At 47.4% G+C, this 16182-nt stretch carries 19 protein-coding genes; 9 read left to right on the top strand and 10 right to left on the bottom strand.

What is annotated here, in order from left to right:
• Window positions 1–173: 173 nt before the first annotated feature.
• Together M3661_RS17615 and M3661_RS17620 are read left to right on the top strand one after the other, a co-directional pair.
• Window positions 174–1442, top strand: coding sequence for a GntP family permease (locus M3661_RS17615; protein WP_251487060.1), 1269 nt, complete (start codon window positions 174–176; stop codon window positions 1440–1442).
• Between the two features lie 135 nt (window positions 1443–1577).
• Entirely contained in the window at window positions 1578–2720 is a 1143-nt protein-coding gene (locus M3661_RS17620) for a glycerate kinase (protein ID WP_251487063.1), read from the top strand.
• Window positions 2721–2918: 198 nt separating this feature from the next.
• Here the strand turns inward: M3661_RS17620 and M3661_RS17625 are convergent, their stop codons facing one another.
• Entirely contained in the window at window positions 2919–3164 is a 246-nt protein-coding gene (locus M3661_RS17625; RefSeq protein ID WP_021252627.1) for a NifU family protein, read from the bottom strand.
• 91 nt (window positions 3165–3255) lie between these two features.
• Here M3661_RS17625 and M3661_RS17630 point away from each other — a divergent pair, with 91 nt between their 5' ends.
• Window positions 3256–3510 carry a YuzB family protein gene (locus M3661_RS17630; RefSeq protein ID WP_021252628.1) on the top strand — a complete coding sequence of 85 codons (255 nt, stop codon included), beginning with the start codon at window positions 3256–3258 and terminating at the stop codon, window positions 3508–3510.
• A 49-nt stretch (window positions 3511–3559) separates the two neighbouring features.
• On the opposite strand, the gene M3661_RS17635 is transcribed toward M3661_RS17630, so the two are convergent.
• Complete coding sequence (locus M3661_RS17635; RefSeq protein WP_251487066.1) at window positions 3560–4633, bottom strand: NAD(P)/FAD-dependent oxidoreductase; 1074 nt, start codon at window positions 4631–4633, stop codon at window positions 3560–3562.
• Window positions 4634–4872: 239 nt separating this feature from the next.
• Window positions 4873–5979, bottom strand: a complete 1107-nt coding sequence (gene mqnE / locus M3661_RS17640; protein WP_021252630.1) for an aminofutalosine synthase MqnE — start codon at window positions 5977–5979, stop codon at window positions 4873–4875.
• 267 nt (window positions 5980–6246) lie between these two features.
• Here mqnE and M3661_RS17645 point away from each other — a divergent pair, with 267 nt between their 5' ends.
• Together M3661_RS17645 and M3661_RS17650 are read left to right on the top strand one after the other, a co-directional pair.
• Window positions 6247–6606, top strand: coding sequence for a HesB/IscA family protein (locus tag M3661_RS17645; protein WP_021258546.1), 360 nt, complete (start codon window positions 6247–6249; stop codon window positions 6604–6606).
• Window positions 6607–6860: 254 nt separating this feature from the next.
• The gene (locus M3661_RS17650; RefSeq protein WP_251487069.1) at window positions 6861–7082 is read left to right on the top strand and encodes a hypothetical protein; all 222 of its coding nucleotides are present in this window, start codon (window positions 6861–6863) and stop codon (window positions 7080–7082) included.
• 184 nt (window positions 7083–7266) lie between these two features.
• Here the strand turns inward: M3661_RS17650 and M3661_RS17655 are convergent, their stop codons facing one another.
• From M3661_RS17655 to M3661_RS17670, 4 genes are all read right to left on the bottom strand, one after another.
• A complete protein-coding gene (locus M3661_RS17655; RefSeq protein WP_021258544.1) occupies window positions 7267–7665 on the bottom strand; it encodes a DUF2871 domain-containing protein in 399 nt (132 codons plus the stop codon).
• A 111-nt stretch (window positions 7666–7776) separates the two neighbouring features.
• Window positions 7777–9171, bottom strand: a complete 1395-nt coding sequence (locus tag M3661_RS17660) for a sensor histidine kinase (protein WP_251487072.1) — start codon at window positions 9169–9171, stop codon at window positions 7777–7779.
• Window positions 9168–9848, bottom strand: coding sequence for a response regulator transcription factor (locus M3661_RS17665; RefSeq protein WP_021252635.1), 681 nt, complete (start codon window positions 9846–9848; stop codon window positions 9168–9170). The genes M3661_RS17660 and M3661_RS17665 overlap by 4 nt, the downstream gene beginning before the upstream one ends.
• A 170-nt stretch (window positions 9849–10018) precedes the next feature.
• Window positions 10019–10225: a hypothetical protein gene (locus M3661_RS17670; RefSeq protein WP_028533730.1), complete on the bottom strand. Its 207-nt coding sequence runs from the start codon at window positions 10223–10225 to the stop codon at window positions 10019–10021.
• Between the two features lie 197 nt (window positions 10226–10422).
• Between M3661_RS17670 and M3661_RS17675 the strand changes: the two genes are divergently transcribed.
• The gene (locus M3661_RS17675; RefSeq protein WP_251487074.1) at window positions 10423–11085 is read left to right on the top strand and encodes a YheC/YheD family protein; all 663 of its coding nucleotides are present in this window, start codon (window positions 10423–10425) and stop codon (window positions 11083–11085) included.
• A 271-nt stretch (window positions 11086–11356) separates the two neighbouring features.
• Window positions 11357–11506 (top strand): sporulation histidine kinase inhibitor Sda, encoded by a 150-nt coding sequence (gene sda / locus M3661_RS17680; RefSeq protein ID WP_028533731.1) that lies wholly within the window; start codon window positions 11357–11359, stop codon window positions 11504–11506.
• A gap of 20 nt (window positions 11507–11526) precedes the next feature.
• Here sda and M3661_RS17685 read toward each other — a convergent pair whose 3' ends face one another.
• Together M3661_RS17685 and M3661_RS17690 are read right to left on the bottom strand one after the other, a co-directional pair.
• Window positions 11527–11790 carry a hypothetical protein gene (locus tag M3661_RS17685; RefSeq protein ID WP_251487077.1) on the bottom strand — a complete coding sequence of 88 codons (264 nt, stop codon included), beginning with the start codon at window positions 11788–11790 and terminating at the stop codon, window positions 11527–11529.
• Window positions 11791–11853: 63 nt separating this feature from the next.
• Window positions 11854–12861 carry an NAD(P)/FAD-dependent oxidoreductase gene (locus M3661_RS17690; protein WP_021258539.1) on the bottom strand — a complete coding sequence of 336 codons (1008 nt, stop codon included), beginning with the start codon at window positions 12859–12861 and terminating at the stop codon, window positions 11854–11856.
• Window positions 12862–13380: 519 nt separating this feature from the next.
• On the opposite strand from M3661_RS17690, the gene M3661_RS17695 reads away from it, so the two are divergent.
• Window positions 13381–14577, top strand: a complete 1197-nt coding sequence (locus M3661_RS17695; RefSeq protein WP_065290634.1) for an NAD(P)/FAD-dependent oxidoreductase — start codon at window positions 13381–13383, stop codon at window positions 14575–14577.
• A gap of 208 nt (window positions 14578–14785) precedes the next feature.
• Here the strand turns inward: M3661_RS17695 and hemQ are convergent, their stop codons facing one another.
• A complete protein-coding gene (gene hemQ, locus M3661_RS17700) occupies window positions 14786–15538 on the bottom strand; it encodes a hydrogen peroxide-dependent heme synthase (protein WP_021252641.1) in 753 nt (250 codons plus the stop codon).
• Window positions 15539–15788: 250 nt separating this feature from the next.
• Here hemQ and M3661_RS17705 point away from each other — a divergent pair, with 250 nt between their 5' ends.
• Window positions 15789–16082, top strand: a complete 294-nt coding sequence (locus tag M3661_RS17705; RefSeq protein ID WP_036590368.1) for a YuiB family protein — start codon at window positions 15789–15791, stop codon at window positions 16080–16082.
• Window positions 16083–16182 lie beyond the last annotated feature (100 nt).

The raw sequence follows: 16182 nt of genomic DNA on the forward strand, positions 1-16182 counted from the left end.
CGGCCTGATAGCAGCAAGACAAAGGTTGATTGATCTTGTATTGTGCATTTGAACAAAAAATACACTTTATAAAGCGCTTCATTTCATGTTTATGCATGATGAAGCGCTTTCATATTGGAGGTAAAGTAAAGGTACAACAACGAAACACTGCATCTTCAAGGAGGATGGGGACTATGACAGTAACGGTATCTGTACTTGGTGCACTGGCGGCTTTAGTGGTTGCTATCGTGCTTATTTTACGAAAAGTCCCACCGGCGTACGGTATGATGATTGGCGCGCTGGTAGGCGGCGTAGTCGGAGGAATTGGCTTAGTTGACTCCGTAACGCTAATGATGGACGGAGCCAAGACGATGATTCCAGCAGTGCTGCGAATATTAGCAGCAGGTGTTCTTGCAGGCGTATTGATTGAATCAGGCGGAGCAAAGACGATTGCAGAGACATTAGTACGCAAGGTAGGCGAGACTCGTGCATTGTTCGCACTAGCTTTTGCAACGATGGTATTGACAGCCGTTGGTGTATTTATCGACGTGGCGGTCATTACGGTAGCTCCAATCGCACTTGCGATTGCACAGCGTGCAGACTTGTCCCGTATGGCGATATTGCTTGCTATGATTGGGGGAGGCAAAGCGGGCAACATTATGTCGCCGAACCCGAATGCAATTTCTGCGGCGGATGCTTTCCATATCCCGTTGACTTCGATAATGGCAGCAGGAATTATCCCAGCATTGATTGGTTTGTTCGTAACGTATTGGTTTGCGAAAAAGTTGTCTCATAAAGGAACGAAGGTAGCAGGTGTAGAGCAGGTGGAGGATAGCAAGGAGCAGCTTCCTAGCTTTCTTGCTGCAATGATGGCGCCAATAACAGCAATTGCATTGCTGGCCTTGCGCCCGATTGCAGGCATCGCCATTGACCCCATTATCGCTCTCCCTGTTGGTGGTTTAGTAGGGGCACTCTGTATGGGACGCATTACACAGATTAACCGATATGCAACCTCTGGACTTGGCAAAATGACGGGTGTTGCCGTCATGCTTATCGGGACGGGGACACTTGCCGGAATTATTTCGAACTCACAATTGAAGGATGTTATTATCGATGGCTTGACGGCTTCAGGCTTGCCAGCCTATTTACTTGCACCAATCAGTGGTGCCTTGATGTCTCTGGCGACAGCGTCCACAACTGCAGGTACTGCGGTAGCAAGCTCGGTATTCGGTTCGACCATTATGGAGCTTGGCGTCGCATCCTTAGGGGCAGCAGCAATGATACATGCGGGTGCTACGGTATTCGACCATATGCCGCACGGCAGCTTCTTCCATGCCACTGGCGGCAGCGTGAATATGGCGATGAAGGAACGTCTTCGTCTTATCCCCTATGAAACGCTAATTGGTCTCGTGCTCGCTATCGTATCTACGCTCGTATTCGGTGTCTTCGGCTGGTTCATGTAAGCCAAGGACAAGGACAATACAATGTGCTGGGACAAGGCCGTAAATTTCGCAAGTCAGGTATAACTGAGAAACAGCTAATGCACAACTCGGCGAGAAAGAGAGAAAGTCAGATTGCATGGATAGGAGTGGATCAGTATGAAATTCGTAATTGCTCCAGACTCTTTTAAAGAAAGTTTGTCTGCGTGGGAAGCATGTCAGGCGATTGGCCGCGGCTTGGGGCGGGTATTCCCGGAGGCGGAACTCGTATATGTACCGATGGCAGATGGCGGAGAAGGGACCGTGCAGTCGCTTGTAGATGCGACAAGCGGCCGAATTGTACGGACAACAGTAACAGGGCCGCTTGGAACACCTGTGGAAGGATTCTATGGCGTCTTAGGCGATGGCAAATCCGCAGTTATTGAGATGGCTGCGGCATCGGGACTGGCGCTTGTTCCACCGGCACAGCGGAATCCACTCGTTACGACGACGCGGGGGATGGGAGAGCTGATCCTATCCGCATTGAATGAGGGAGTAGAGACGATTATCCTGGGGCTTGGAGGCAGCGCTACGAATGATGGCGGCGCTGGGATGGCTCAAGCGCTTGGTGTACGGCTGTTAGCTGAGGACGGAAAGGAAATTGGTGACGGAGGCGGAGAAGTCGGCCGCATTTCACACATCGATTTGGGCGGTGTTGACCCTCGGCTTGCGAAGGTGAAATTCGTAGCGGCCTGCGATGTTGACAACCCGCTTATCGGAGAGCGTGGAGCATCGGCAGTATTTGGCCCCCAGAAGGGAGCTACGCCGGAGATGGTGAAGCAACTGGATGCGAACTTGGCGCACTACGCGGCGAAGATGCGGGAGGACGTCGGTTGTGATGTCGCCCATATGCCAGGCGCGGGGGCTGCCGGAGGGCTTGGGGCAGGCGTGGTGGCTTTCCTGCAAGCTGAATTGAAGCGAGGAGTAGATATTGTCATCGACGCAACCGGCTTAGTGGATCATGCAGCTGACGCAGATGTGGTCATTACCGGTGAAGGCAAGATTGATGGACAGACCATTTATGGAAAGACGCCAATCGGCGTAGCGAAGACCGCAAAGCTGCATGGAGTCCCAGTTATCGGTATTGCGGGCACGCTTGCAGCTGGACATGAAGTGGTTCATCAGCACGGTATTGATATGGTGTTCACGATTGTTCCGGGAGTTACGACATTGGAGGAAGCCTTGCGTCAGGCGGCGGACAACATGGAACGTACTGCCTATAATATCGGCATGGCCTTGAAGTTCGGAATTCAGTTGAAATAACGGAAGAATGATGGGGAAGAAGCAGCAGTTAAGCGAAGCAGCCTTAGCAGTAGCAGCTATCCAGCAATGTTGCTGTATCCATTATTTAGCAGTGATGAGTTAGCGCAATGATATGATTCGGGATTGAAAAAAGGCTGTCCCCGCCAGATTCAACTGCTGGTGGACAGCCTTCCTTCTTATGAAGTCCAATTATTCAATTTAGAATACTTGTACGACTTCTGTAATGCCTTCCACTTCTTCCACCAAAGCGCGCTCAATACCCGCTTTCAATGTGATTGTGGAGCTTGGGCAGCTGCCGCAAGCGCCCATCAGGCGAAGCTTAACGATGCCGTCTTCAACATCAACCAATTCAACGTCGCCGCCATCACGCTGCAAGAACGGGCGCAGTTTATCCAACACTTCCAGCACTTCATCGTAAACTGTGCTTTGTGCATTTTCACTCATCTATGACAACTCCTTTCATCCATGCTGATTTTATTATATTATAAAGCTATCCGAATTCAAAGGCGCAACATGAAAGCGGGGGATAATGTCAATGCGGCCAATCATAGAATTTTGTGTGAATAATATGCATCACGGGACAGATAATGTCATGAAGCGCCTAGAAGGCAACCCGGAGTATGACGTGCTAGAGTATGGCTGTCTAGGGAACTGCGGGGAGTGCTACATGTTTCCGTTTGCATTAGTAAATGGTGAAATCGTTGCTGGGGAAACGGCAGATGAGTTATATGACAAAATTATGATCAAAATAGAGGAAATAAAAGCATGGGAGCAGCTGGACATCGATTGATGTCGCTGCTCCCATTTTTTCGTTAATCATAGAGAATGATTGCAGGTTTTTATCCGAAATGGTTCTTAGACATCCATAATACTCCGCTCTTAATGACGCGAGGCACATACCCTACAACGGCACGCTTGCCAACAACGCCGAAGCCGGATTTTTTGCCTAATGCACCTAGCACGCCCTTCAGCTTAATTTTGCCTAAGCGAGGAGTTTCCCCGTTCCATCTTGCCCGAATGACATCCGCGATCTGCTCTCCTTGGGCGCCTGCTGCTTGTGCGCTAGGCGAGAACGGGAGGCTCGCGCAATCTCCTACAACGAACACATTCGGATATTCAGGAATGTGATGGTATTCGTTAATGATGACACGGCCCTGTGGATCCTTTGCAACTTGGAGCTGCTGTACCGGAGCAACAGGCTGAATGCCGGCAGTCCATACGGTAACGTCCGACAAAATCTCTTCTTCGGTATCTTCTTTCCGGTTATAGATTACTCCTTCCTCGAGGTGGCTTACATTCACGAAGGAACGAAGCTCAATATGATGCTCAAGGAACCATCCAGAGACAAAGTGAGAGAGCTTCTCCGGGAACGCAGATAGCACGCGCGATCCCCGATCCAGAATCCGGATATTGAGATCAGGTCGGCTCTCACGCAGCTCTGCCGCCATTTCAACACCGCTAAGCCCACCGCCCACAATGCTTACGTGTCCGTATGGACGGATGTCATTTAGCAATTGATAGGTGCGTCTTGTACTGGCGAGTGATTGAATGCTGTTGCCGAACTGCTCGGCGCCTGGAATGCCATGATACTTATCCGTGCAACCCAGACCGATGACTAGATGATCATAGGCGAGTGCATCTCCATCTGTGAAGTGGACAATCTGCCCGTTCAAGTCGATGGATAGTACATTCCCATAATGAAGGTGCACGCGCGGATCATCCGGGAAGGACACGCGAATGTCCATATCAGACACCGTTCCGGCTGCTAGTGCATAATATTCCGTCTTGAGGCCTTGATAAGGCATGCGGTCAACTAATACAAGTTGTACATCGGAAGGCAGCTCGCCCTCCAACAACCGACTAATGATGGCCAATCCTCCGTAGCCGCCACCGAGTATGACGTATCGTTTCATCTGTTCGACTCCCCCCATGTTGCCGAAAAATTAAGATGGTAGGTGCTGCGCCGCAAGCGGCGATTACGTCGTATGGCTCCACTCATTTGCCTGGGACGCGATTCCGTGAAGCCAGCTGGAAGCCATGTCTTCGGTGTTATGAATCGTGCCCGCGGTTGCTGATTCTCTGTTGTATTATCCAATAGGGTCATGCATTACCTCTATCTCTCTAATATGCTCAATGATCAATTACATCGACATTACTCATATATCTTTATCGGATTGTAGAACGTATCGCGTTCGATTGGCGTACGGCCTGCTCCCTTAATGAGCCATACGAGTTCATCGCGCGTCAAACCTTCCGGTGTAAGCGCGCCGGCTGCATGACTGATGCGTTCCTTCACAAGCGTGCCGTGCACGTCGGAAGCACCGAACGTAAGTGCAACTTGTGTTAACTGGGTTCCGATATTGATGAAGTACGCTTTAATATGTTGAATGTTGTCCAGCATAAGGCGGCTGATCGCAATTGTCTTCAAGTCTTCATAAGCGGAGTTGCGGCGTTTGATGCTGGCTTTAGGACTCTTCGGCTGCATAGACAATGGGATGAATACTTGGAAGCCATTCGTCTCATCTTGAAGTTCGCGGATCGAGATCATATGGCGAATACGATCCTCATGCGATTCGATTGCGCCGTACAGCATCGTTGTATGTGTCTTCATGCCAAGTTGATGTGCCGTACGGTGAACTTCGAGATAGCGCTCAACGCCAGCTTTCTCGACACGCATCTTCTTCCGATATTCATCGGATAGAATTTCTGCTCCTCCACCTGTCAGAGATTCCAGTCCGGCATTCATTAGCTCTTTAAGCACCTCTTCAATGCTCAAGCCGCTGATGCGTGTGAAGAAATCAATTTCAGCTGCTGTGTACGCCTTAAGTGTGACGTCCGGATACTTCTCGTTCAGTGCACGAAGCGAATCTACATAATAAGAGAACGGTACATGCGGGTTGTGTCCGCCAACGATATGGAACTCGCGTACGCCCGGATGGATGTGCTGATCTACGAAGTCAATCATTTCTTGACCGGATAATGTATAAGCACCTTCGTCTCCTTGATCTTTACGGAAGTTGCAGAATGCGCAGTGCGCTTCGCATACATTCGTGAAGTATAGGGACATATTTTCAATAAAATAAACATTTTTGCCGTTCTTGCGCATGTTCGCAAGATTTGCCAATTGACCCAAGGTCAACAGGTCGTCCGTTTCATACAAGTAAACGCCATCCTCAAGCGTCAGGCGCTCACCGCGTTCGACTTTATCTGCGATTTCGGCCATACGTGGATCGGCATGACGCGTCATGACTGTAGTCATACACAGGCCCCCTTCAGGTAAGGTATCTTTTTACAATTCAGCACAATATGCTGTTGTTGACAAATAAAAAACTCCGCGGCGGATAAGTTCCGTCGGAGATTGCAGTGAAACGAATCACATTAATTGATGTCAGTTCCATTATACATTCGCATAAGAGGTGGGGCAATACGTCTACAGGAAGTAAAGGTGCAAATTACCAGCAGCGATGTTCTCTTGTATATGCCGAAGGGGATGGTTATACTTAGTAATACGAGGAGGGTGATTAGAATGATTACAATCAGCGATGAAGCGATTGAGAAGATAAAGGAAATGATTGCGCAAGAGGAAAATGAAAATATGTTCCTGCGCGTCGGTGTTCGTCCAGGCGGTTGCAGTGGATTCTCTTATGGTATGGGATTTGACGATGAAGAGACTGAGGAAGATGTGCATTTGGAGATTGGCGGCATGAAGGTCGTCATCGATAAGGAAAGTGTTCCTCATCTGAGTGGACTTACAATCGACTACAAGGAATCCGGCATGTCTGGGGGCTTCACGATCGACAACCCGAATGCGGTAGCAACTTGCGGCTGCGGCTCCAGCTTCCGTACAGCAACAAATGAGGGAAAAGCGGAGAAGTGCGACGACTAGTCTCCACTTATTTGCATGATACCTTATATAGATGAATGATACATTCTGATTCCATTCGATTCGATAATTGCGACTAGACTTCGTGATTAGATGATAATGAAATATAGAAGACCTCTTATTACGGTAGAGTTGAACATCGCTACCTTGTAAGAGGTTTTTTTGCTGTTTTTGGCGTCTATAGTGCTAATCCTAATATTTCTAATCATACTGCAAATTGTTTCGGCGAACCTTATAACGAGCAGGAGGTGATACCTATGAATGAACATCATGATGCACATCAAGTACAGCAATCCACTGATGTAGACCGTACACTGCTGGTGTCTTATAGAGCGTATTGCTCGGAATGTCCAGGAGGGTGGCATGGGACTTGCTATGAATCCCGTCAAGATTCAACGAGGGATGCCCAGAATCACAACAATACGTACCATGCAGGAACCACGGGAGCTACCGTTATTGAGAGCTCAGGCAGCTGTTAATTTGCATGGGGATAGAACGAATTGAACACAGAACACAGAATACAGAACACAGAATACAGAATACAGAATACAGAACACAGAACACAGAAGCTGTGCAGCCATCTATTCTGCTCTATTGAAGAAGGCTGCCCTTACTCTTATAGGAAGAGCAGGTGCAGCCTTCGGATTACCTTTTAGGGTCAGTTTATTCTTTCACTCGTTTGCCTAGCAAGATCATGAACCAAATGATGCTTGCTCCGAGGATTGCGTGTCCAAGGCCTGCCATGTGGCTCAAGCCCTTCATATCTGTTCCGTTAACCTGAAGGATGCCGCGAACCGTCATCGCTGCAAGACTTAGCACCAGGCCGATATTGTATACATAGTACCAACCTTTGAATGAACGGACTTCATGCACGCGGAACTGCTTCGCAAGCAAGGTCAGAAGCAGGAAGAACAGGAAGCCGAGAACGAGAATATGGGTGTGCAGCGGTTTTAATGCTGTGTAAGCCGTGAAATCATTTATTTTGGTAAACTCCCGGTAAAAGATACCCGATATGAGGCCAAGAATGGCATAGAAGAATGAAGTGTAATACAGTTTTTTCACAGTAAACTCTCTCCTTTGTTTCGTCATTCGCATGGATGTTAGGAGTGTACCGCAGTTGTATGAACCCAATATGAACAGAACATGACAACGGGGTCATGTTCTGCTTATACGCTATTTAGGGAATCGGATCGTGAATATGGTTCCTTGTCCTACTTCGGTAGACACGCGGATCGTTCCGTTGTGCAATTCAATGATTCGCTTTACGATGGCTAAGCCAAGCCCTGTTCCATGCTGGCTCTGTCCTGGTTCAGCAAGCTCACTGTATTTGTAAAATCGCTCGAAGATATGTGGCAGTACATCCTCTGGAATCCCTCTCCCCGTGTCGGATACAACTACGATAATGTCTTCTCCTTGTTGTTTGCATTGTATCCCGATGGTTCCTTGCGACGCAGTGAATTTAATCGCATTCGTTAGCAGATTTGTCCATGCTTGATACAGCAATCCTGCATCTCCCGTTAACTTCACGCTATCAAGCTGAAGATCCAGTTCGATGCCTTTCACGCTCCATTGCGGCTCAAGTAGGATGATGACTTCTCGCAATTGTTCATCCAGACGGATAGAGGCTTGCTTCATCATCTCGCTTCCTCGTTCCAAGGAGGCGAGCGTCAGCAATTGCCGACTTATCCCGGATAACCGCCGCGACTCATCCGCAATGATGTGCAAATAGCGTCGTTCTTGTTCGGGCGGCAGCGGGTGATCCATGAGCTGTTGCGCTAATCCTTGGATCGAAGTCAAGGGTGATTGAATCTCATGGGACACGTTCGCGACGAACTGCTTCTGTACGGCATCCAGCTGCCCGAGAGCCTCAGCCATTACGGTAAATCGTCTTGCAAGCTCACCAATTTCATCATTGCGGTGGAGATCCAGCTTAACTTCGTAATTGCCTTTTTCCAGTTCCATAGTGGCTCGGGTTAACCGCTGCAGCGGCTTAACGAGATAGCGTGTCTTCACGGAAATGAGCACTAGGCTGATAACGAAGGTAGAGACGAGTAGTACCGCAATGAGAACACGCACTTCTTCGGTCTGCTGCACCATATCTGGGCGAATGAACAGAGCGTGCTGCACGCCATTAACGGTAAGCGGGATACCATGGCTCAATTCAAGTCGATTCTCGAATATAGCGGGCACGAATAAGCTGCTCCATGTTCCTTGCTGGAGCATGCCGCGATACGTATTCCCTTGAAGAACGCTGTCAATCGCTTCGGGAGCAAGATCAGCATGCTTGAATGGTCTGCCGAATGTCTTCACATGATGATCAGGATCGATAAGGTACAGCTGATAGCCCAGTTCAGCGAGATTCGTTAACGCCTCGTCAGCCGTGTCTTCACCAGACGATAACATGTTGTTCATGCGCGCCAGCGCTTGCCCAACCTTCTCCATCTTCTGCTCGTAATGACTGGAGATCGCTTGATTGTGCGCGATATTCGCAAGAAAGACGCCGCATACGAAGCTGATAAATACGATTACAGCTGAGAAAAACACGATTCGGGTATACAGTGTCTTCAAGGTTCAAGAACCTCCAATTTGTAGCCAAGGCCTCGGATTGTAGTGATGCGGAATCCACTTGCATTCTCAGGAAAACGCTCCCGAAGACGCTTAATATGCACGTCAATGGTTCGGCTGTCCCCCTCGTAGTCAGTACCCCATATCCAAGCCAGCAGCTGTTCGCGTGTGAAGATGCGCCCTGGATAGGAAGCAAGCTGCGCTAACAGCTCAAACTCCTTGCGGGGAAGAGTCAGTTCTTCGCCGGAGGCTGCAACGGTATAGCTCTTGCGGTCGATAGTTGTTGCACCAAGGCGTATGAGGCTGTCAGATACGATCTGATACCTCCGAAGCAGCGCCTTCATGCGGAATAGCAGCTCCTTCGGCTCGAAGGGCTTCACCATATAGTCATCGGTGCCGGCTGCGAAGCCTTGCTCCTTATCTTCAAGTTCGCCGAGCGCGGTGAGCATAATCACCGGGATATCATATTGCTGTCTAATTTCGGCGCATAATGTCCAGCCATCCTTCAGCGGCATCATGACATCTACGATCGCAATATGAATGGTTTCCTGCTCCAATAGTTGTGCTGCAGCTTGTCCATCACTCGCGTCGAACACATGATACTGCTCAGATTCGAGCACAAGCCGCAGCATCGTTACAATATTCGGGTCATCATCCGCAACGAGTACATGAATGATCAATGCGATTTACCTCCATTCCAAGGTGGGGAGTGATCAGGTCTAATTATGAGGGGAAAAGCACAAAAACAAAAATCCCTGGAGCAGGCGCCAAGCGCGAAGTCCAAGGATTTTGCCCCATTGTCCGTCTTGCGGGAGTCGATCAAGTCTTCCTAAATGATCAGAACTGACAATTATAAGAACGTCTTGTTGATCATGATGGAGATCAAATAAAAACAAAATACTGAAAACAGCCAGCACGCTGTTCCAAGTACCCGTCTATGCTTTCTCCAAAATTGAAAACCGATCGCAAGTATACCTACATTGGCAAGCACGAGTACGACAGACATAGATACGATCGCAATCCAGTACAACGCTTCATATACAGCTGCAGTTGACATGACGGTCGCTCCCATCCTTTATATCCATCCATTATTATCCCTTATACGATACCATCCCAATCTTGAAAAAGACAAGCACTATGCGTCCAACTTGATCCAGTCTTGTGCAAATCAGGCACATGCCATGGACAATCATACAAGAATCGGATGGGAGCCATGAGTATGTATAAGTATTAAGGACGAAAGGGGAGTGGCGAATGGAAGGCAGACAGTTAGCCAGCAAATGGTTGAAAACCGCGGCGCTAATATCGGATTCACGTGTAGCAGGGCATATTCCGGCAACGCGTATATACAATACGTCTAATCTCCATGAAATGTTAAACATACACGGCTTCGTCGTCATCAAGCCTGTCGTTGGTTCTGGCGGTGCCGGTGTTATTAAAGTAACGAAGAGCGGATCGACTTATCGATATACGTATCAGGCCAATACACGCAGCTTTGGAGATTTCGATGCCATGGTGCGATCATTGTCCGGTACGAAAAAGAAGCGTACCTACCTGATTCAGCGGGGAATCCATCTAGCTACGATTAATGGAAGACCGATCGATTACCGGGTTAAAGTAGTGAAGTCAAATGGCAAATGGGGTGTACGCTCGATGGTTGGGCGCTTGGCGAGAAGAGGCTTGTTCGTGACGAACTTGTGCAAAGGAGGTACGATGGTAACCGCAGCACAAGGAATTGCAAGATCGCTCTCTGGACAGAGCGTCCGCGCCAAGAAGGGTAAGATGAGATATTTGACACGGATCTGCACATCGCTATTAGAGAGGAAATATCCGGGGATTGGCCAGTTAGGCTTCGATTATGGCATTGATCGCTCCGGTCATATCTGGATATTCGAGGTGAACACAAGACCGCAGTAAGGGGCAATCAGCGTTGGAAGTGGGATTTGATAGATTAGATTTACTAGAGATTGTGAAATGATTAAACATTTTTATTAGAAAAACAATCCAAAAAGATGTGAATAACCATATCCACATCATCCCCACTGATAGATAGCGTTTTTTTACGTTTATCAACAAATTATTCACAATTTTTCCACAAACACCTGTGGATATTGGAACGCTTGTTCTGCTTTCTGAGGCCGTGATATGATGAATGCGGCAGGAAAGTTTAGGAAAGGTTGTGATGCAGATGGCTTTGCTTTCCGATGAACTGCTTATCGATTCCTATGAGCAGGCAATCAGGCTCCGATTGGATGAAGAATTCATCGCGTTGCTGCTTGAGGAAATGAAAAGGCGCTGCCTTTGTCCGACCCTCTTCCGAATACCGGTGTGCACATAGATGACCGGCATGCCGAGGCTTTACTCCCAAGCCAATCCGTTCACATAAGTGGTTGCTTGGCAGTGCTCACAATAGATTATATGCAGGCACTGCATGGATACAGAACTAGATACAGAACTATCATCCAGCATCGTTTGATGGGATACGGAATCGTCTGGCTGATATGGGGCGTAAGGTCCAACATAATCTTCCAGTTTGCCGCTGTCAGTGGTTGGGTTCAAACAGTTCGGACATTGAAATTCGGGACTGATCATGCCGTTGCATAGTGGACAAACATGAAACAAGGGTATCCTCCTCCGTTAGATAAAGATGTTGGAGATAGGATACCCTTTCTTTCGTTTATTTAGTTACATTTTCATGCTGCTGCTGTGTCCAGGAGACAGCTTAGCTGATGGATCAATATACACCTTAGCGTTATTGATAGCTGTTGGTGCCTCGCCAAAACCGACAGCGATGAGCTTCAGCTTGCCTGGGTAAGTCGTAATGTCGCCAGCAGCGAACAAGCCTGGAATGTTCGTCTCCATACGAGAATCAACAACGATGGAACCGCCCTCGATGTTAAGGCCCCATTCAGATATTGGTCCGAGGGAGGACACGAAGCCGAAGTTGACGATAACTGCATCGACATCGATATCTGTTGCTTCTTTTGATTTGGTGTTAGTCAGTGTTACGCGCTCAATTCGACTAGCATCACCATGCAAAGCGGTAATTTCTGTAGGCGTAATCACTTGAACCTTGGAATTCATCAATTGCTCAACACTATGTTCATGCGCGCGGAATTTGTCGCGGCGATGAATAAGTGTGACTTGTTCAGCAATAGGCTCCAGCATGAGTGCCCAATCGACAGCAGAGTCTCCGCCGCCGCTGATCAGCACGCGCTGGCCTTTGAACTGCTGCAGATCGCTAACGAAGTAGTGCAGGTTCGATTTCTCGTATTGGGCTGCTTCAGGCAGCTCCAAGCGGCGTGGTTCGAATGCACCTACACCAGCTGTTACGATCACGGATTTTGCGTGATGAACGCTTTTATCTGTAGTAACGGCGAATAGACGCTCGTCGAGCTTCTCTACTCCCTGAACCTTCTCTTCCAAGCGAACATCAGGATTGAAATGTTCCATTTGCTTTTTCAAGGAATCAACAAGTTCTTGCGCTGTTACTTTCGGGAATCCGGCAACGTCATAGATGTACTTTTCCGGGTATAATGCTGCTAATTGGCCTCCTAGTTGAGGCATGCTTTCAATAAGACGAACGGAAGCTTGTCGCATGCCGCCATAGAATGCAGCGAACATGCCGGCAGGCCCGCCCCCAATAATTAAAATATCTACTACATCTTGTTGTGATACAAGTTGTGAATTCAAGGCTGAGCACCTCCAATGGCGATGTCTGACCATGTGATCATGGTCATTGTGTGTTTTGGCACATCTATCATTATAAACGGTGCTCGACAAGAAGGAAACCGTACATTTTCCAGGGATTTCGATATAAATGTGAAAATTATCAAAATTAAACGCTTTCATACATTGTTCTACAAAAAAGGTGCTTGTAATTTAATTGGAAACTCGATATCATTGCAGTTGAATTGTATGTAAATTGTCGACAATTTGTCGATGTTGGGCATAATGCGATGTGCACGTGATTATGGATCTATTTGAATGAGTTACTTTCAATCTTTTGGACCATAATAAAAATGATTACCAGTTGTATAATGTATAGGTACCTAGATTTCGTTTGTTGTTTTTTGTGGGGTTTTTCACAACTTCACAAGATTGATGTATATACGCGGGTTTCTAGAACAAGGGTATTCATATTCAAGTTGTAACATGTTATTACCAACCTACACAAAATGATTGACCCGATTTGGAAGGAGCTAATGAAAGATGAGTAACATTCCTAAAATCGTAATCCTAGGCGCGGGTTACGGCGGCATCATGGCAGCGCAACGTCTTCAGAAAGAATTAAACTATAATGAAGCAGACGTAACATTAGTCAGCAAACATGACTATCATTACTTCACAACTCATTTGCATATGCCTGCTGCTGGTACGGATTCCTATGAGAATGCTCGAGTGCCTATCTCGAAGTTGATCGATGAGTTCAAAATTGACTTTGTGAAGTCTTCGGTGAAGGAAATTCGTATTCAAGATAAGAAGGTCATTCTTGAAGACGGAACTTTGTCTTATGATTACTTGGTGATCGGTGTCGGTGGGGAGCCTGAAACATTCGGTATTCCTGGACTTGGCGAGTATGCGTTCAGCATTCGCAGCATCAACTCTGTTCGCGTAATCCGTGAGCATATCGAACATCAATTTGCTCTATATAAGCAAGATGAGACTCGTGCTGATCGTCTGAACTTCGTTGTAGGTGGCGCAGGCTTCACAGGCATCGAATTCATCGGTGAATTGTCCGATCGCATTCCTATGCTGTGCAAGCAGTTTGATGTCGATCCAAAATTGGTCAATATTTATAACGTGGAAGCGGCGCCAACAGCACTTCCAGGCTTCGATCCTGAGCTTGTTGAATATGCAATGAACGTATTGAAGAAAAAAGGCGTTACATTCAAGCTGGCAACAGCGATCAAGGAATGCACACCTGAAGGAGTTCTCCTTGCAACTGGAGAAGAAATCAAGTCTTCCACTGTTGTATGGACAGGTGGTATTCGTGGTAACCGTCTCATCGAGCAAGCAGGCTTCGAGGCAATGCGCGGTCGTGTGAAGGTTGATGAATTCTTGAGAGCGCCAGGTCATGATAATGTCTTCATTATTGGGGACAACTCGCTCATGATTAATCCGGCAATTGATCGTCCATATCCGCCTACAGCGCAAATGGCGATGCAGCAAGGTCCGGTATGCGCGAGCAACATCGTTGCTTCAATTCGCAACCAGCCGCTTAAGAAGTTCGAGTACCACAACAAAGGTACAGTTGCTTCCTTGGGTAAAGGCGAAGCGATCGGCGTAGTGGGTAAGAAGAAGCTGAAAGGCTTCTGGGCTGCTCAATTGAAAAAAGTCATCGATATCCGTTGGTTGTTCATCATTGGCGGAATTTCTCTTGCTCTTCGCAAAGGTAAATTCCTGTAAGAAGAACGTGACCAGTTTTACGGTTGATTGGTAAGTGTTAAATCAAATATATGCCGCTGCATCTTCGGTCTTTGATCGGGGATACCAGCGGCTTTTTGTTTGCTGCCATATGACAAGCAGAGACGCAAAAGGCCTGCATGATCGCAATCATACAGGCCTTTCGATGCCGGAATTGGCATTCCATACGGATGAATCTCAAAATCTTATCTTAAATTTTCATCATATCATTCAGAGTATCTGGTGTAAGCAGGTTGCCTACATAGAAGGAGCCGAACTCGCCGAAGCGGGCGCTCACTTCGTCGAAGCGCATTTCATAAATGAGCTTCTTGAATTGAAGCGGATCGTCACTGAATAACGTAACGCCCCATTCCCAATCATCCAGACCTACCGAGCCTGTGATGATTTGTTTCACTTTACCCGCATAGCCTCGTCCGATCATGCCATGGCTGCGCATCATATTGCGGCGCTCCTCCATGGACAGCATATACCAGTTGTCGGCCAAGTCACGCTTCTTGTTCATTGGATAGAAGCAGATGTGCTTGCTCTGCGGCAAGGTTGGCTTCAGACGTGCGATAATTTCCGGATTCTCCATTGGATCTTCGGTCGATCCTGGCTTCGTCATATAATTGCTTAATTCAACGATGCTGACATAGGAATAAGTTGGTGTTGTAAATTGAGCGAAAGACGTTTTATTCAGCGCATTTTCAAGCGCGTTAAGCTCTTCGAGTGTTTCACGAAGGTGGAAAATGACAAAGTCGGCTTTTTGGCCTACGATGCTGTATACGACAGTGCTGCCCTTCTTATCTGCTTCCGTTTCGGACCATTCCGACCATAACGTTTGCAATTCCTCAAGCGCATGCGCACGCTCTTCATCGTCCGCTTTTTTCCATTGAGCCCAGTTGATCGTGCGGAAATCATGGAGTGCATACCAACCGTCGAGCGTTAAAGCTGCTTCATTCATATCGCGTTATCCTCCGTTATCGTAAAAGATTGTGTACCACAACCACTTTTGTGTAAATCGCCATACTAAAGTCATTGTAGCTATTATTTGCAGTGCATTCAACTAAGAGGTGATAAATGTCACTGAATGTTCGTTGATTTTTGGCCCTGGTACAAGTACACTAAGACTATTCAGGAATTAGCGAAATATGGATATTTAATTGGATAATAATAGATTGTACGAAGCGAAGCAGGAGGCGGGTTGCAACATGTTGGGCTGGATAATGGTCTTCATTTTAATGGTGCTATTCTTCGTGATGATGTTCGGCATTGGCTTTATTTTGAACATGCTGATGAAGACAACGTGGTTCCCGATCGGCATCTATTTAGTCGTATTGCTGCCAGCAATGGTCATTATGCTGTGGAAGCAGGATGTATCGATTATGGACAATTTGGCGGGCATTGGCTTGCAGGGATATTTAACGGCGATAGCTGGACTTGCAGGGGCATATATTAGCGGAAAGACGATTCATTTCTTGCGCAAGAGCGGATATCAGATGTTCTAATGTCAAATTGTACTTGATAAATCTGAGTAAATTGGCATACAATGATACAGATCGCATCAGAACTTTTCGATGCGTAAGATTTTATTCGAATGAAAGGGCA

Origin of the sequence: Paenibacillus sp. MER 180 (assembly GCF_023713665.1) — a bacterium.
Lineage (GTDB): Bacteria > Bacillota > Bacilli > Paenibacillales > Paenibacillaceae > Paenibacillus_B > Paenibacillus_B suaedae.

Excerpts from the sequence above, each read along its gene's own strand:
- mqnE (WP_021252630.1), bottom strand. The coding sequence starts at position 5,979 with ATGACTACAGTCATGACGCGTCATGCCGATCCACGTATGGCCGAAATC.
- M3661_RS17635 (WP_251487066.1), bottom strand. The coding sequence starts at position 4,633 with ATGAAACGATACGTCATACTCGGTGGCGGCTACGGAGGATTGGCCATC.
- M3661_RS17650 (WP_251487069.1), top strand. The coding sequence starts at position 6,861 with ATGAATGAACATCATGATGCACATCAAGTACAGCAATCCACTGATGTA.
- M3661_RS17675 (WP_251487074.1), top strand. The coding sequence starts at position 10,423 with ATGGAAGGCAGACAGTTAGCCAGCAAATGGTTGAAAACCGCGGCGCTA.
- M3661_RS17670 (WP_028533730.1), bottom strand. The coding sequence starts at position 10,225 with ATGTCAACTGCAGCTGTATATGAAGCGTTGTACTGGATTGCGATCGTA.
- M3661_RS17695 (WP_065290634.1), top strand. The coding sequence starts at position 13,381 with ATGAGTAACATTCCTAAAATCGTAATCCTAGGCGCGGGTTACGGCGGC.
- M3661_RS17620 (WP_251487063.1), top strand. The coding sequence starts at position 1,578 with ATGAAATTCGTAATTGCTCCAGACTCTTTTAAAGAAAGTTTGTCTGCG.
- M3661_RS17645 (WP_021258546.1), top strand. The coding sequence starts at position 6,247 with ATGATTACAATCAGCGATGAAGCGATTGAGAAGATAAAGGAAATGATT.
- sda (WP_028533731.1), top strand. The coding sequence starts at position 11,357 with ATGGCTTTGCTTTCCGATGAACTGCTTATCGATTCCTATGAGCAGGCA.
- M3661_RS17630 (WP_021252628.1), top strand. The coding sequence starts at position 3,256 with ATGCGGCCAATCATAGAATTTTGTGTGAATAATATGCATCACGGGACA.
- M3661_RS17625 (WP_021252627.1), bottom strand. The coding sequence starts at position 3,164 with ATGAGTGAAAATGCACAAAGCACAGTTTACGATGAAGTGCTGGAAGTG.
- M3661_RS17615 (WP_251487060.1), top strand. The coding sequence starts at position 174 with ATGACAGTAACGGTATCTGTACTTGGTGCACTGGCGGCTTTAGTGGTT.
- hemQ (WP_021252641.1), bottom strand. The coding sequence starts at position 15,538 with ATGAATGAAGCAGCTTTAACGCTCGACGGTTGGTATGCACTCCATGAT.